Below are 15245 nucleotides of genomic sequence, written 5' to 3' on the forward strand. Positions count from 1 at the left end.
CACACCGCCGCCGCTACCGGACCGGCGCCCAGGCCCCAGTGTCAGCTGCACCCAGCGGCTCCGGGGTGCTCTCTCCTGCGGCGAAGCGGTCCAGGCGGAAGGTCTTCAAAACGGGCGTCGGCGTTCCGGTGCGGATCTCCTCGGCCAACAGTTCGCCAAGGATCAGCCCCAGGGTGGCACCCGAGTGGGTGAACATCACGTGCAGCCCGGCGATCGAGGGCACGGCACCAACCACGGGTTCGCCGTCGCCCGGAATGGGCTTCAGCCCGGCGCCGACCCGCTGCGCCGTCAGCCGTGGGTTGCCGGCCAGCACCTTCGAGGCCTCTTCGAGCAGGCCCTGCACCGATTCCTCCGGAACGGTAAAGGAGCCGTCATCCTCGGTGACCACCGTCTGTTCGGCCCAGTCGGCGTCGAGCACCAGGCGCCCGTCCGGGGTGGGGCGCACCGCCACGCGCGGAGTGTTCAGCACGGTCTTCACCTCCACGTCCACGGGATCGGTGAACAGCACGAAGGCGGCCGGAGTCGAATCCGGAACCGTGACACCCAGCACCGCGAGCTGGGGAGGAACGAGGCCGCCGGTGGCCAGGACTACCTCGTCCGCGGCTATCCGGGTACCGTCGCCGAGGATCATGCCGCCCGCGACGCCGTCCCGAACGTCCACGCGGACGTCACCGGCGTTTTCGATCACGCGTGCGCCGTGGGCTGCCGCTTCGGCGGCGAGCACCGGGATGAAGTCCGGCATGTTCAGCCAGCCTTCGCCAGGGTTGAAGATGGCACCTTCTTCGGCGACTGCGTCGGGATTTACATCCGGCGCAACGCGGGCGACGTCGGCACGGTCGATCCAGACGGCGTCGTAACCGCCGGCGCGCTCGAACGCGAAAGTCTCACGGAAGCTCTCGCCCGGACCCGCCCATTTCATGGCGCCGTCGAAGCGCAGGTAGGAGTGGCTCTCCGGGTGTCGTGCGCTCCAGGTGCGGTAACGGTCGATCGCGAGCATCCGCAGGTAGTGGTACCCGGGCGTGCGGGCTCCGGAGGAGTTCAACCAGGCGATCGAACGGCTGGATGCGCCGTCCGCGAGCGGCCCGGCGGTTGCGAGTGTCACCTGCACGCCGCCCCGCGCGAGGTGGAGTGCGGTGGAGACGCCCAGGATGCCGCCGCCGATGATGGCGACGTGCTTGGCGGGGGTGGTGGAGGACATGGTTCTCCCTTTCTTCGTCAAAGGAAATCGTGTGGAGGGTGGGCCGCGGTCAAGCGGAAAGCGCGTGGAGGCCTTCGATGATCCGCAGGACCTCAAGGGATTCGCGTGGGTCCACGAGAAGCGGTCCCGTGCCGCGGATAGCCCCGGCCAGGCCGCTATAGAAGCGGGGGTAGGCGCCGCGTTCGGCGGGAACCGGCGTTCCGGAACCCCCGACGCCGAGAATTCCCCAGGCTTCCTCCGGTTCCGTGCCATACGCCGGATCTGAAGGAACGACGCCGGCGGCGAGGTCCGGTTCCTGCCGGTCCAGTCCCCATTTGGTGTAGCCGGCGGCGGAACCCAATACGTGGAAGCGCGGGCCGGTCCTGGCGGCCAGGCCGTTCATCCACAGGCGGGAACGGACGCCCGACTCATGCAGCAGGGAGACGAAGGCCTCGCTTTCGCCGCCCGCAGGATTGGGGCCGTGGTTCGCTGTTTCGCCGTAGCTGTTGGCGACAGGTCCGAACAACTGGACGGCCTGGTCGATCAGGTGCGCGCCGAGGTCGTGCAGCAGGCCGCCGCCCTCGGCCGGCGTGGCACTGTCCCGCCAGTTCCCGAAGCCTTCCGGCCGCCACCACTCAAAGCGTGATTCGAAACTCCGCACCTCGCCCAGCGCACCGTCGGCAATGAGCTTGCGGAGCGTGAGGAAATCGGCATCCCAGCGCCGGTTCTGAAACACGGTCAGCTGCACGCCGGCGTCGGCCGCCAGGGCAAGCAGCTCCCCGCCTTCGGCCGAGGTCGGCACGAACGGCTTGTCCACTACAAGGTGCAGCCCGCGGGCGATCGCCGCGGACGCCAGCGCGAAATGGCTCGACGGCGGCGTGCCCAGGACCACAAGGTCCAGGTCCAATGCGAGGGCTTCCTCGGCCGTCGGGACGGTTTTCGCCTCCGGGTACAGCCGCGCGGCCTCGGCGGCACGTGCCGGGTCCGCCGTGACGATCGCGTCCAGCGAGTACGCCGGGTCCGCGGCGATCAGTGGCGCGTGGAACACCTTGCCGGAAACACCGAAGCCGACGACGGCGGTGCGGATGGGTGCCGATGCCGGCCGGACGGCGGTCATCACAACACCTCGGAGAGGAAGCGCTGCAGGCGCTCGCTCCTGGGGTTGTCGAAGAGCTCGGCCGGAGTGCCGGCTTCGACCACTTCGCCTTCGTCCATGAAGACCACTTGGTCCGCCACCTTGCGGGCAAAGCCCATTTCGTGGGTAACCACCAGCATGGTCATGCCGCGCTTTCCGAGACCCGCCATGAGGTTGAGAACGCCCTTGACGAGCTCGGGGTCCAGGGCGCTGGTGGCTTCATCAAAGAGCATGACCTCGGGCTCCATGGCCAGGGCGCGGGCGATCGCGACGCGCTGCTGCTGGCCACCGGAAAGGTCCCGTGGCCGGTGGTCGGCGCGCTCGGCCAACCCCACCTCGGCGAGGCGGCGGGCGGCGCGCTCCCGGGCTTCGGCCCTGGACATTCCCTTGACGCTCCAGAGCGCGAGGGCCACGTTCTCCAGGGCGGTGTGGTCCGGGAAGAGGTTGAAGTGCTGGAAGACCATGCCGATGCGGCGGCGCAGGACGTCCGGTTTGACCTTCAGGGCGCTGCTGCCGGCCAGCAGCACGTCACCGCTTTTGGGTTCGTGCAGCCGGTTGACGCCACGCAGCAGCGTGGATTTGCCGGAACCGGAGGGCCCGATGATGCAGGTGGTGGTGCCGGGCGCCACCGTCAGGCTGACGTTGCGGAGCACTTCGACGTCGCCGTAGGCCATGGTGAGGTTCCGCAGTTCCAGCGCCGAGCCGTGGAAGGTTTCGACACTTGCGCTGTTGGCGCCGGCGGGTTTGCTGGTGTTGGCGCTTGCGAGGTTCATGTGTTGCTCCCGGAGATGAGCGGCGATGCCGCATCGAGTTCCTTGACTTCCTTGAGGCCACTGGTGGGTGCGGTGGGCCGACGGCGGCCGGTGCGGAACTTGTTGTCGAAGTAGTTGACGAGGTGGGTCAGCGGAACGGTGATGACCAGATAGAAGACACCGGCCAGGACCAGCGGCGAGAGGTTGCCGGAGAGGACGGCGGCGTCCTGGCCCACACGGAAGAGTTCGCGCTCGCTGACCAGCAGGCCAAGGAAGTACACCAGGGAGGAGTCCTTCACGATGGCGATGAACTGGTTGACCAGCGCTGGCAGTACCCTGCGGATGCCCTGCGGCACCACAACCAGTGCCATGGACTTGGCGTAGCCCATGCCCAGGGCGCGGCATGCTTCACCCTGGCCCTTGTCAACGCTCTGGATGCCGGCGCGGAAGATCTCGCCGATGTAGGCGCTGGCGATCAGGCTCAGTGCGATGATTCCCAGCGGGTACGGCGAGGGGCCGAACACGGACTGGCTGAAGCGGGCGAAGCCCTGGCCGATCAGCAGGATGGTGAGGATCGCGGGCAGGCCGCGGAAGAGGTCCGTGTAGATCCGGGCCGGGATCCGCAGCCACTTGGACTGCGAGATTCCCATGACGGCCACCACCATGCCCAGCAGCAGGCCGATGGCCGTGGCCGCGAGGGAAATGATGAGGGTGTTCAGGAGCCCGACTCCAAGGAGCTGGGGGAGGACTTCGGCCATAGCGTCGAAGTCGAAGAAGGTACGGATGATGGTGTTGAGCCAGTCCATGGTTGCTCTCAGACGTAGTTGGCTTGGATGGCCCGGGCGGGCCGGTACGGAGGCCGGTGCCCCGGTGCAGCCCGCCCGGTCATGTGGGCTGCGCCTACTTGCTTGGCGCGGGGGTGGCTGTTTGTTCAGCCTTGGGCAGGTACTGAGCGGGCATCGGGGAGCCGGGGAACCACTTCTGGTACAGCTTCTTCCATGTGCCGTCTTCCATGGCTTCGGCCAGGCCCTTGTCCAGGGCCGCCTTCAGGGCGGTCTTGCCCTTGGCCAGGGCGAAGCCTGCCGGGGCGTCGAAGGATGGGATGTCCGCGGCGCTGACCAGGCCGTGCTGCTTGATGTAGGACTTCGCGGCCTCGTAGTCCAGGAAGTGGGCATCCACGGTTCCGCTGTTCAGGGCGGCGATGGCGGTGTTGTTGTCCGGGAAGCGCACCAGGCTTGCGGAGGTGAAGTTCTTCACCGCGTAGGCCTCCTGCAGGGTGCCCTGGACGACGCCCAGACGCTTGCCGGAGAGGCCGTCCGCGTCCTTGATGCCGGAGTCCTTGGTGGTGATGACGGTGAGGTAGCCGGCCAGGTATCCGTTGGAGAAGTCCACGGTTTCCTTGCGCTTGTCCGTGATACCGATGGCGGCCACGCCGACGTCGAACTGACCGTTGGCTACCGCGGCAAGCAAGCCGGAGAAGTCCTGGCCGGTGAAGACCACCTTGTCCACGCCGGCGCGGTGTGCCACGTCCTTGAAGAGCTCAACGTCGAACCCGGTGAAGTTACCCGAGGCGTCCGCGAAGGTGTAGGGCTTGGAATCGCCCAGGCTGGCAACCCGGATGGTTCCGGGCTGGATGAGGCCGTAGGGGTTGTCCGCCGTCGAACTCGCGGCGGGGGTCGATCCGCCGCAGCCGGAGAGGGCCAGGAGGGTTGCAACGGCTGCCGCAACGATCACCCCCGGGCGGAAGTTCAGTCGTTTGATCACAGCTTTTTCCAATCATGGGAACGGAGGCGCTTGGTGGCCTAGGAGTGCGGAAGTCCTTGTTGAGTCCGGTCTCAACGGCTACGATTGAGACCGGACTCACAGCGGGGTTGATTAGAAATGTAACCTAAGCCACAGCGGCCGTCAAGGCCCTTTCGGAAGGCCAATATGAGCAGCAACAATCCGCGGCGGCGGGACGTCACAGTCGCCGACGTCGCAAGGGCCGCGCAGGTTTCAAAGGCCCAGGCAGCACGGGCCCTGGGCAACTACGGCGCGGTAAGCGAGGACGTCAGGGGGCGTGTGCTGGCCGCCGCCGAGGAACTGTCGTACCGCCCCAATGAGCTTGCGCGGAGCATGAACACGGGCAAGTCGCACACCATCGGCGTGGTGGTGGGCGACATCGAAAACCCGCACTTCGGCCTTGCCACCCGCGGCATCACGGACACCGCCAAAAAGGCCGGATTCAACGTCATCCTCATCAATACCGACGAGGACGTCTCCGCCGAGGTGGACGCCGTCCAGGTGCTTCTCGACAAGCGGGTGGACGGGTTCATCGTGGCCCCTGCCTCTTCTCTGAGCACCACGCACCTGCAGCGAGTGCAGGATTCCGGCCGGCCCCTCGTCCTTCTGGACCGGGGAGCCAAGGGGCTCACAGCCCAGGCCCTGGCCGTGGACATGACGGACATCGCCTATGAATCCACCCGATACCTCATCGGCGCCGGCCATCGCCGCATCGCTTTCATCTCCACCCTGAAGACAGATGTTCCTTTTGCAGAGGGCATCGTCCTGGATTCATCGCAGATTGCGGAGCGCCTGGACGGCATGCGGCGGGCACTGGGCGAGGTTGGCCTGGAGCTTTCCGGCGAATTGGTCAGGCTCAACGCGGGGGATGCCGGCTCCATCCGGGGCCTCACGCGTGAGGTGCTCCAGATGCCGGACCCCGCCACCGCCGTCGTGGCTTCGGACAGCCTCATCGCGCTCAGCGTCATCGAGGCAATCCAGGAACTCGGGTTGTCCATCCCGGACGATGTCTCGTTCCTCATGTACGACGACTTCGCCTGGACCCGGCTCACCACGCCGCCGCTGACAGTCATCGCGCAGCCCGTGTACGACATGGGGGTGGCCGCGGCCGGCGCCTTGATCCGGCAGATCGAGGGCCGGAAGCCTGCCGCGGCGCCGGAGTTGGCCGCCCGGCTGGTCAAGCGCGGTTCGGTTGGCGCGCCGCGGGCGGTCAGCTTCGCTGTTCGAGAAAGCTGAGTGGTGGTCTTGCGGGATTTGTACGTCGTAGCCCACACAGAGGCGACGCACCACGTCGAGAATCTTGTCGGGGGATGGTACGACTCTTCCTTGACGGCGCGTGGAATGGAGGACGCTCAGCGGCTTGCAGCGGAACTGGGCAAAAGGGTTTCGGGGCCCGGCTCCCTGCTTTTATCGTCCGATCTCCTTCGTGCGAGGCAGACCGCAGAACCGATTGCCCGGAACCTGGGCTTGGAAGTCATGATTGACCCAGACCTGCGGGAACAGTCCTATGGCGCTGCCGAGGGGACTACGCCTGGCTCAACGCTCTTTCTGCCTCCGCCCAGCTGTGGCGACCGTATGCGGCATCGCGACGGCATTGAGGGATCTGAGTCCCGGCTGGAATTGGCTGGCCGGGCGTACGCGGCGCTTGAACGGATCATTGCCTATGATGCTCCGGAGGCAATTGTTGTCAGCCATGGCGGTACTGTGAACTACCTCATCGCGGCCTGGATCGGGCTGCCCCTTGAAGACGCTGGTTACGTAAAGTTCAAAGTGTCTCCGGGCGGCATTACCCATTTGCGGGAAGACGACTATTTCCATGACCGCCAGGTCGTGAGCTTGAGCGACGTCGGCCACCTCCGCTGAGCCGCCGTTTAGACGGTTCCCGCACCACTAGACGGCGGCCACCGTCTAGTGGTGCGGGAACCGTCTAATTGGGCGGCGGCCCTTGCGATGCCGTGGCCCAGTGCAGCGGCACCTTCACCCGGCTGTGCAGGGGAACCGGCGCTGCCCCGTCGCGGAGCATGCCCAGCAGTGTTTCCATGGCGGTCTCGCCCAGGAGGTCGCCGTCCACCTGCAGTGCGGTGATGTCGAGCTCGGAGAGCGGGCCGATGGCGAGGTCGTCCGCGCTGGCGATGGTCAGCCCGCCCGGCACCGGGATTCCCTGGCGCTGCAGTTCGAAGATCAGCCCCAGCGAGATGGCGCTCGCGTAGACCACGACGGCGGTGGCACCTGAGCCCGCAAGCTGCCGGGCCACTTCCACTCCCGAAGCGAAGAGCGGTGGCAGCGGGCCGATGACGTCCACGCCGCAGTCGTCGCCCGCCGCTGTCCGGACGGCGGCCAGGCGGCGCTGGTCCATCCACGATCCTGCCGGTCCGCTGACATAGGCGATCCTGCGATGGCCATCCGCCACCAGTCCGGCCACCAATTCAAGAAGTGTGGCGGGCGTGTCCGCAATGACGGAGGGGATGCCTTTCACCTGCCGGTCCACGGTGACCACGGGCTTGCGCTGGGAGAGTGTCGTCAGGAAGCCGGACGGCGCCCGCGGGGAGGCCAGGACAAAGCCGTCCACCTGTTCGGCGAGGCGCAGCAGGCGTTGCTGTTCGGCGTCGCTTTCGGCCTGCAGGACCGAAACGGTGGCGTGCAGCTCGCCTTGTTCGGCGGCGCGCTGGGCGCCCTGGATGATGGGCGTGAAGAAGCTGTTCTCGAGGGTCGGCACCACCAGTGCCACCAGTCCGGTGGATCCCTTGGCGAGTGCCCGGGCCGCGCGGTTGGCGGAGAACCCCAGCTCGGCCGCTGCTGAAACAACGCGGTCCCGGGTTTCGGGAGCCAGCAGTTGGGGCTGGTTCATCGCCCGGGAGGCCGTTGCCTTGGAGACACCCGCCCGTGCGGCTACATCTGCCAGCGTCACCATCTGGTCATACCTTCCCCTTGTGGATCTTGATGTGTACCCTACAGGAGGGGATGAAACCGGTTGTACAACCGCGTTCATTGGTCATTGCATCGTATCTCGAAACGGAGAACCTCCGGGTGCTTTCAAAGAAATCTTCGCTCCTCCTGCTTGGGCCGGGGCTTCTCTTCATCATGCTCGGCTTCTGCCTGCCGGCCGTGATGCTGCTGCTCGCCCCGCCCGGAATCGGCCCTTCCGAGGTGTTCGCCCGGCTGGGACGCATGCTCCAGGATCCCTATGACCTGACGATCATCGGACGGACCATGGGCCTGGGACTGCTGGTCACCGTGCTCTGCCTGGCCCTCGGCTTCCCGATCGCCCTGCTGCTGGCCCGCTCGACCTCGCGCTGGTCAGGCCTGCTGCTGGCACTCGCCATCTTCCCCCTCCTGCTCAGCAACGTGGTGCGCACCTACGGCTGGCTTGTCCTGCTTGGCCAGAACGGCGTGATCGGCCAAGTCATCAGCGCCATGGGCCTGCCGGCACCGCAGCTGCTCTACACCGAGAGCGCCATTGTGCTGGGCCTGCTCCAGCTGTTCCTGCCCCTGGCGATCATCTCCTGCTATTCCGCCGTGGCCCAGGTGGACGCGGGACTCGACGACGCCGCCCGCGGCCTGGGTGCCTCGCGCACCCGGGTGCTGTGGACCGTTACCCTGCCCCTGTCGATCCCGGGCGTGATCGTCGCGGCCACCCTGGTGTTCGCAGGCGCCACTACCGCCTACACCACCCCGTACCTGCTGGGCGGCAGCAACCAGCGCATGCTGGCCACCCAGCTGTTCAACTACTCCACGGTGAGCATCGACTGGGCAGCCGCGTCCGCCGTCGCCCTCATCATGACAGTTCTGGTGTTCGCGGTCTCGGCAGTTTCCACCGCCCTCGGCTCCCGGAAGGGGAAGACCTCGTGAGCATCCAGACAGCCACCAGGCGTCCGCGCATGCAGAAGACCGGCGGCCGCCCCGTGCTCGGCGCGCTCGCCGTCGTCGGCTACATCGTCATGATCGTCCCGATCCTGTTCGTCGTGGCGGCGGCATTTTCCGGCGGCGACAGCCTGCGTTTCCCGCCCGAGAACTTCTCCCTGAAATGGTTCGCCGCCGCTGCCGCCTACAAGCCCTTCATGTCCTCGCTGGCTTCCAGCGCCCAGCTGGCCGTGCTGGCCACGCTGCTTGCCCTGCTGATCGGCGTTCCCGCGGCCCTGGCCCTCCAGCGCAGCACCTTCGCCGGCAAAGGCTGGATCCAAGGGCTTTTCCTCTCGCCGCTGATCGTCCCCGAGCTGGTGGTGGGCCTGGCCCTCTACCAGCAGCTGATCGCGGGCCTGGGCACCTCCACCTTCACCGCACTGCTGGTAGGGCACACCGCCCTGCTGATCCCGTACGCCGTCCGCGTCACCGGTGCCGCCCTGGCACTGGCCGATCCGTTCGTAGAGGAAGCCGCCCGCGGACTCGGCGCCGGGCCACTCAAGGTTTTCACCTCGGTCACCCTCCCCCTGCTGCGCCCGGGCATCGTCTCCGCAGCGCTGCTGAGCTTCGTGACGTCCTTCAACAACGTGCCGCTCTCCCTGCTGCTGCAGGGCCGCAATTTCAGCACGCTGCCCGTCTCGATGCTCGACTACGTCCAGAAATCCTACGATCCGATGATCGCCGCCATGTCCACGCTGATCCTGGTCGCCACCATCGTCTTCGCATTCATCGCTGAGCGCGCCGTCGGCTTCGCCACAATCTTCGGAGGCATCAACAAATGACCATTGCAGCGCAATTGCGCGACGTCGGCCAGGTCTTCGGCGACTTCACCGCCGTCGACGGCATCAACCTCGACATCGAAAGCAGCAAGCTGACCACCCTGCTCGGCCCCAGCGGCTGCGGCAAGACCACCACCCTGCGGATGATCGCCGGTTACTCGCAGCCGACGTCGGGCTCCATCCTGATCAACGGCAGGGACGCCACCCGGCTTCCCCCGGAGAAGCGCAACCTCGGCATGGTGTTCCAGAGCTACGCGCTGTTTCCGCACATGACCGTGGGCGACAACGTGGGCTACGGCTTGAAGCTGCGCAAGGTTCCCGCCCCGGAACGCCGCAAGCGCGTGGCCGAGGCACTGGAAATGGTGGGCCTCGGGCACCTGGCGGACCGCCGGCCCAAGGCGCTTTCCGGCGGCCAGCAGCAGCGCGTTGCCCTGGCCCGCGCCATCGCGATCCGCCCGGACATCCTGCTGCTGGACGAGCCGCTGTCCAACCTGGACGCGCGACTCCGCCTGCAGATGCGCGCCGAGATCCGCCGCATCCAGCAGGAGACCGGACTGACGGTTGTCCTGGTCACCCACGACCAGGAAGAAGCCCTGGAGATGAGCGATGTCATGGTGCTGATGCGCAGCGGTCACATCATGCAGCAGGGCACCCCGCAGGACGTCTTCGAGCGTCCCGCCAACCGTTTTGTGGCCGAGTTCATGGGCTACGAAAACTTCTTCGCCACCTCCGAGCACCCGCAGGCCACAGTCCGTCCGGAAAACCTGCAGCTCCTGGAACGCGGCGCCACCCTCAACAGCGGAGCCCATAACCTGCCGGCGGTCATCACCCGGATCGCCTACCGGGGCGTGGATGTGATGGTCCGGGCCACCGCCACGGACGCCTCCGGCACCGCCGTCGACCTTCTCGCCGCCGTGCGCGCGGATTCCGGACTGGCTTCCGGCATCCGGCTCGAGCCCGGCAGTGAAATCACCGCAGCCGTCCGGCCGGCGGACCTCGTTCCGCTCGCGGACTAAGCATCCCCCAACCCGAAAAGGCAATCATGAACACGAACAAGCCATCCATGCGCTGGGCCGTCGGCGCCGCGCTCCTCACCTCCGCGCTCGCCCTCACCGCCTGCGGCGGCGGGGACGCCCAGGCCGGCGGCGATGACAAGACCCTGGTGCTGAGCACCTTCGCGTTCGGCGTGGACGACTTCAAGAAGTCCGTCGTCGAGCCCTTCACCGCCGCCACCGGCATCAAGGTGGAAATCGAAACCGGTTCCAATGCCGACCGCCTGTCCAAGCTGGAACTCAACAAGAAATCCGGCATCGACGTCATGCTGATCTCGGACTACTATGCCGCCGCGGGCCAGGCGAAGGATCTGTTCGGGAAGGCCGATCCGGCGAAGATCCCCAACATGGCCAAGGTGGCCCCGTTCGCCGTGGACAACAAGCTCAACGGCCCGGCCTACACCTTCCAGCTCAACGGCATGATGTACCGCACCGACGTCATGGATGCCGCCAAGGCCGCCAAGTGGGACACTCTGTCCGCACCTGCGAATGCCAAGAAAATCGCCCTGCCGGACCTCGCCGCCACCTCGGGACAGCTGACGCTGTCCGGCTTCGCCGCGACGTACGGTTCCGGCCCGCTCGACGTCGACAAGGGCATGGCGAAGATGGGCACCCTTGCGCCGTCGGTGCTGAAGTTCTACACCGCCTCCACCGAGGTCACCAACCTCATCCAACAGAAGGAAATCGTGGCCGCCCCTGCCCTGGACGGCTTCGCCCGCAACCTGGTTGCCTCCGGCGCCCCGGTTGCCTGGACCCCCACGGCCACCGGCAAGTACATGACCACCAACCGCGCCATGATCGTCAAGGGCAGCGAGCACCAGGCCGCCGCGGAGAAGTTCATCGACTACCTCCTCTCCACCGAGGCTCAGAGCGCTTCCGCGGAAGCCTTGGGCGACAAGCCGGTGAATCCGGCAGCGAAGGTCCCGGCCATCCTCACCAAGGTCTCCGGCCCGGCCGCCAAGGACCCGGTAGCCGCCGGCTTCACCACCCTGGACCTGGAACCCATCGTCCAGAACCGCTCCGCCTGGGTTGAGCGCTACGCCCGGGAAGTCACCTCCAAGTGACCCTTCCCGTCATCATCAGCTGCGACCCCGGCATCGACGACGCCGTGGCACTTGCCCTGGCGTTCGGCTCCCCGGAGCTGGAGGTGCTGGCGGTCGCCGCTACCGCAGGGAATGTCTCCCTGGAGAGGGCGACGGCGAACGCGGCCGCCCTGCTTGACCTGCTGGGTGTTGCGGCGGACCTCCCTGTCCATGCGGGAGCCGCCGCGCCCCTGGCCGGCGGCGAACGGATCCCGGACGAGCCCGTGCACGGCGCCGGGGGACTGGGCGGCGTGCAGCTTCCCCCGTCCAGCCGGCCGATCAGGCCCGATGCCGTCGCGCACATGGCCGGACTCATCCTGTCCAGGCCCGGGGAGATCACGCTCCTCGCGCTCGGTCCGCTGACCGACGTCGCGCATTTGTTCGAACGGTTCCCGGCGACGATCGGGGCGATCGGGCGGCTGGTGGTGATGGGCGGTGCAGTGTTCGCCCAGGGGAACGTCACGCTGAGCGCCGAATTCAACTTCTTCGCCGACCCGGAAGCCGCGGCACTCGTCCTTGAGCGGGGCAGGCGGATCCGGCTGGTGCCGCTGGACGTGACCCGCAAGGCCGTCGTGGATCGTACGACGGCGGAGCAGCTCGCCACGCTGCCGTCCCCGGCGGGGGAGTTCGGGGCCATGCTCCTGGACATGTGCAACACCATGGCGGCCCGCGGCCGTCCGGACGGCGCGGTGATGCACGATCCGCTGGCCGCCGCCGTCGTGCTCGATGAATCGCTGCTCGCCTGGGAAGCCATCACGGCCACGGTGGAACTGGAAGGCACCCTCACGCGGGGCGCCGTCGTGGCCGATGCCCGTGGCGTTTCCGGACGGCAACCCAACATCCGCTACGGCCGCGACATAGCCGCGGCCGGCTTCCTGACCATGCTGACTGAACGACTCAAGGACCTGGGCCGCTCCGGCGCTGACCGCGCCGGCCGCCCCGTGTCCGACCATCCCGGAGGGGAAACACCACAATGATCGACAGCGCTGCCTACGGCGCCTACCTCGACCGCATGCCTAAGACGGACCTCCACGTCCATCTGACGGGAACCGTCCGGGCCACTACCTTCGCCGAGCTGGCCGCCCGCGAAGGCCTGCAGCTCCCGCAGGAACCATTGGAAATCTTCGCCAACATCAACTCGCGTCCGCCGGACCCGGCCCTGTACGTCAACACCCGCGTGCCGGTTCCGCAGGGCCCCTCCGCAGACGAGCCCGAGGTGTCCTACTCCCTGTTCCAGGCCTCCGAATGGGCCCTTCAGTGCCTGCGCTCCGCCGGGGACGTCACCCGGATTGTCTACGAGGCCTTCGAGGACGCGCATGCCAGCGCCACCCGGCACCTGGAGCTGTTCTTCGACGAACTGCCGCCGAGCCTTGAGCACCTCGGGTACAACGGCTACGTCGACGCCATGGCCGCGGGCATCCGCCGGGCCGGGCAGGACTTCGGGATGACCGGCCTGCTGATCGCCGGCATCGACCGCAGCAAGTCCGGCGAACACGCCCTCGCGCTGGTACAGAACCTGATCGACAACCCGCACCCCGACGTCGTCGGCATCGGCCTGGACAACCTGGAGACCTCCGGCCCGCCGGAACGGTTCGAGGCCGCCTACCAGCTGGCCGGCCGGCACGGCCTCAAGCGGACGGCGCATTCCTCCGAGCACGCGCCGCTCGCGAAGAACACCGTCACCTGCCTGGACGTGCTCGGCTGCGACCGCATCGACCACGGCTACTTCGTGCTGGAAGACGACGACGTCGTGGCCCGGGTCCGCGACGAGCAGGTCGCCTTCACCGGCATCTTCACCACCTCGCGCCGTTCCTGGCGCCCGTGGCGCCGTGCCTCCATCAAGGCCATGGCCGACGCCGGGCTGAAGATGGTCATTGCCTCCGACGACCCCGGCATGTTCCCGACGACGCTCGCCGCCGAGTACCGGATCGCCGCCTTTGAACTCGGCTTCACCGCGGCGAAGATGCGCGAAATCGCGCTCAACGGCGTGGACGCCTGCTGGCTTCCCGATTCAGCGAAAGGCAGGCTGAGGGAGCGCTTCACCGCCGAACTGGATGCGCTGGAAGCGGAGCTTTTCGAAGCCGTGCAGTAGGTCCCGGACGGCCGCAGCATTCCTGCTGCGGCCGTCTTCCGGGCTTTGGGAAGCTGCTACTTCCGGCGGCTCGCGCAGACCACGCGGTTCCTGCCGAGGGCCTTGGCCTCGTAGAGCGCGGCGTCGGCGGCCTTGACCATACGCGGAAGGTCGGCGTCGGCGATCCCGCTCGCGGCCACACCGTAACTTACCGTGGGAAACACCACCCCGGGAGGTGCCGGCGACTCGGCCATGGCCCGGCTGATCACGGCTGCGATGACCTCGCCGGTTTCCTGTTCGGCTCCCGGGAGCAGGATGAGGAATTCCTCGCCGCCGTACCGGCCCACGAGGTCGGTGGAGCGGATCGAGGCCACGGCGGCCGACGCGAACGCCTGGATCGCGGCGTCACCCGCGGCGTGTCCGTGCTCGTCGTTGAGGGTCTTGAAATGGTCAAGGTCGGCCATGATCAGGGTGGAGGCTGTGCCGCTGGCGTCCATGCGCTGCACCTCGCGGGCGGCGAGTTCCATGAAGGCCCTGCGGTTGAGGACCCCCGTGAGGCTGTCCCGGTTGGCGCGTTCGTTCAGGCCGTTGATCAGCTGGGCGTTGCTGAGCGCCGTCATGCTGAAGGAGACGGTGACCAGCAGGCCGATGGTGAGCAGGCTGGTGACCGCCGGGCTGAAGTAGGTGCGGAAGGCCGGGCCGTCGGGCCCCTCCATCAGATAGACGGGCCAGCGGCAAAGGTAGAAGGCTGCGAGAGCCCCCGCGCCCACGGCCAGGGAACGGTTGACGTAGGAACTGCGGGGTTCCAGCAGCGCGAGCTCGCGCGTTGCCAGGCCCATGCCGACGGCCATCATGCCCAGATACACCAGGCCGCCCGACCATTCATTGGACGCCGGATTTTCCAGCGCCGAAGCCAGGGCCGTGACGGCGGGCGCCGCGAGGAGTATCCAGAGCGGGGTGGGCAGCATCCTCAGTGAGCGGGCGCCGGCCCAGACGCTGAATGCGCCCGCGACCAGCAAACCGTTGCCGAGCGGATCGGCCCAGACTTGTTGCGGGGTCCCGGTAAGCAGGAACGCCAGGTTCCCGGCCAGGAAGGACACGAGCGAAACGCACCACCAGCCGCTGTAGGGTGAGCGGGTTTGTCGGAACGAAAGGAAGAACAACAAGCACAGGATTACTGTGACAACCCCGAGAGCCACCCTCAGGCTTAATGTATCGAGTTCCATTTTCCTACCCCCTAGCCAAGGCTAAAGCTTAGGGCATAGCGGCTGCTACCCGGTGTCACGCTGAATAACCCGCTCCGGTGTAAGGAAAACGTGCCCGGCGGGAGTCATTCGGGCCGCCGAGGCGTTGAATTAGACAAGAAGAAGATTTCCCACCAGTGGCCGGGAGCGCTTTGGCGTCCGGTCTTCAAGGCGGGGTCGGCGACGTGAGAGCTCAAGGGGCCCGGGGCCCGGGCTCTCTCCCCAGCCGTCGTCGGCCCCCCCCGGAAACGTTCGACGGCGGCACCCGCCA

The 15245-nt window shown here is 67.2% G+C and carries 15 protein-coding genes; 8 read left to right on the top strand and 7 right to left on the bottom strand.

Annotated elements, in window-relative coordinates; translation table 11 throughout:
* Positions 1-13: 13 nt before the first annotated feature.
* The 5 genes from ACNQPB_RS04750 to ACNQPB_RS04770 form a co-directional block, all read right to left on the bottom strand.
* Entirely contained in the window at positions 14-1198 is a 1185-nt protein-coding gene (locus tag ACNQPB_RS04750) for an NAD(P)/FAD-dependent oxidoreductase (RefSeq protein WP_498749527.1), read from the bottom strand.
* A gap of 49 nt (positions 1199-1247) precedes the next feature.
* Positions 1248-2294: a Gfo/Idh/MocA family protein gene (locus ACNQPB_RS04755; RefSeq protein ID WP_498749529.1), complete on the bottom strand. Its 1047-nt coding sequence runs from the start codon at positions 2292-2294 to the stop codon at positions 1248-1250.
* On the bottom strand, positions 2294-3085 hold the full coding sequence (locus tag ACNQPB_RS04760; protein ID WP_498749531.1) for an amino acid ABC transporter ATP-binding protein: 792 nt from the start codon (positions 3083-3085) through the stop codon (positions 2294-2296). Before ACNQPB_RS04760 ends, ACNQPB_RS04755 begins: the two co-directional genes overlap by 1 nt.
* The gene (locus ACNQPB_RS04765) at positions 3082-3870 is read right to left on the bottom strand and encodes an amino acid ABC transporter permease (RefSeq protein ID WP_498749533.1); all 789 of its coding nucleotides are present in this window, start codon (positions 3868-3870) and stop codon (positions 3082-3084) included. Before ACNQPB_RS04765 ends, ACNQPB_RS04760 begins: the two co-directional genes overlap by 4 nt.
* A 94-nt stretch (positions 3871-3964) precedes the next feature.
* Complete coding sequence (locus ACNQPB_RS04770; RefSeq protein WP_498749949.1) at positions 3965-4825, bottom strand: ABC transporter substrate-binding protein; 861 nt, start codon at positions 4823-4825, stop codon at positions 3965-3967.
* A gap of 168 nt (positions 4826-4993) precedes the next feature.
* Between ACNQPB_RS04770 and ACNQPB_RS04775 the strand changes: the two genes are divergently transcribed.
* Together ACNQPB_RS04775 and ACNQPB_RS04780 are read left to right on the top strand one after the other, a co-directional pair.
* Entirely contained in the window at positions 4994-6082 is a 1089-nt protein-coding gene (locus ACNQPB_RS04775; protein WP_498749535.1) for a LacI family DNA-binding transcriptional regulator, read from the top strand.
* Positions 6083-6085: 3 nt separating this feature from the next.
* The gene (locus ACNQPB_RS04780; RefSeq protein ID WP_498749951.1) at positions 6086-6709 is read left to right on the top strand and encodes a histidine phosphatase family protein; all 624 of its coding nucleotides are present in this window, start codon (positions 6086-6088) and stop codon (positions 6707-6709) included.
* 64 nt (positions 6710-6773) lie between these two features.
* Here ACNQPB_RS04780 and ACNQPB_RS04785 read toward each other — a convergent pair whose 3' ends face one another.
* On the bottom strand, positions 6774-7757 hold the full coding sequence (locus ACNQPB_RS04785) for a LacI family DNA-binding transcriptional regulator (RefSeq protein WP_498749537.1): 984 nt from the start codon (positions 7755-7757) through the stop codon (positions 6774-6776).
* 116 nt (positions 7758-7873) lie between these two features.
* Between ACNQPB_RS04785 and ACNQPB_RS04790 the strand changes: the two genes are divergently transcribed.
* Genes ACNQPB_RS04790 through ACNQPB_RS04815 form a run of 6 tightly spaced genes read left to right on the top strand, consistent with a single transcriptional unit; the run spans position 7874 to position 13751 of the window.
* Positions 7874-8695: an ABC transporter permease gene (locus ACNQPB_RS04790; protein WP_498749539.1), complete on the top strand. Its 822-nt coding sequence runs from the start codon at positions 7874-7876 to the stop codon at positions 8693-8695.
* Positions 8692-9528: an ABC transporter permease gene (locus tag ACNQPB_RS04795; RefSeq protein WP_498749541.1), complete on the top strand. Its 837-nt coding sequence runs from the start codon at positions 8692-8694 to the stop codon at positions 9526-9528. The genes ACNQPB_RS04790 and ACNQPB_RS04795 overlap by 4 nt, the downstream gene beginning before the upstream one ends.
* Positions 9525-10541: an ABC transporter ATP-binding protein gene (locus ACNQPB_RS04800; protein ID WP_498749542.1), complete on the top strand. Its 1017-nt coding sequence runs from the start codon at positions 9525-9527 to the stop codon at positions 10539-10541. The genes ACNQPB_RS04795 and ACNQPB_RS04800 overlap by 4 nt, the downstream gene beginning before the upstream one ends.
* Positions 10542-10567: 26 nt before the next feature.
* The gene (locus tag ACNQPB_RS04805) at positions 10568-11641 is read left to right on the top strand and encodes an ABC transporter substrate-binding protein (protein ID WP_498749544.1); all 1074 of its coding nucleotides are present in this window, start codon (positions 10568-10570) and stop codon (positions 11639-11641) included.
* Positions 11638-12636, top strand: coding sequence for a nucleoside hydrolase (locus ACNQPB_RS04810; protein ID WP_498749546.1), 999 nt, complete (start codon positions 11638-11640; stop codon positions 12634-12636). The genes ACNQPB_RS04805 and ACNQPB_RS04810 overlap by 4 nt, the downstream gene beginning before the upstream one ends.
* Entirely contained in the window at positions 12633-13751 is a 1119-nt protein-coding gene (locus tag ACNQPB_RS04815; RefSeq protein ID WP_498749547.1) for an adenosine deaminase family protein, read from the top strand. The genes ACNQPB_RS04810 and ACNQPB_RS04815 overlap by 4 nt, the downstream gene beginning before the upstream one ends.
* A 56-nt stretch (positions 13752-13807) precedes the next feature.
* Here the strand turns inward: ACNQPB_RS04815 and ACNQPB_RS04820 are convergent, their stop codons facing one another.
* Positions 13808-14893, bottom strand: a complete 1086-nt coding sequence (locus ACNQPB_RS04820; protein ID WP_498749549.1) for a GGDEF domain-containing protein — start codon at positions 14891-14893, stop codon at positions 13808-13810.
* Between the last annotated feature and the right edge of the window lie 352 nt (positions 14894-15245).

The sequence above is a fragment of the Curtobacterium sp. LFS079 genome (genome assembly GCF_047977865.1).
GTDB lineage: Bacteria > Actinomycetota > Actinomycetes > Actinomycetales > Micrococcaceae > Arthrobacter.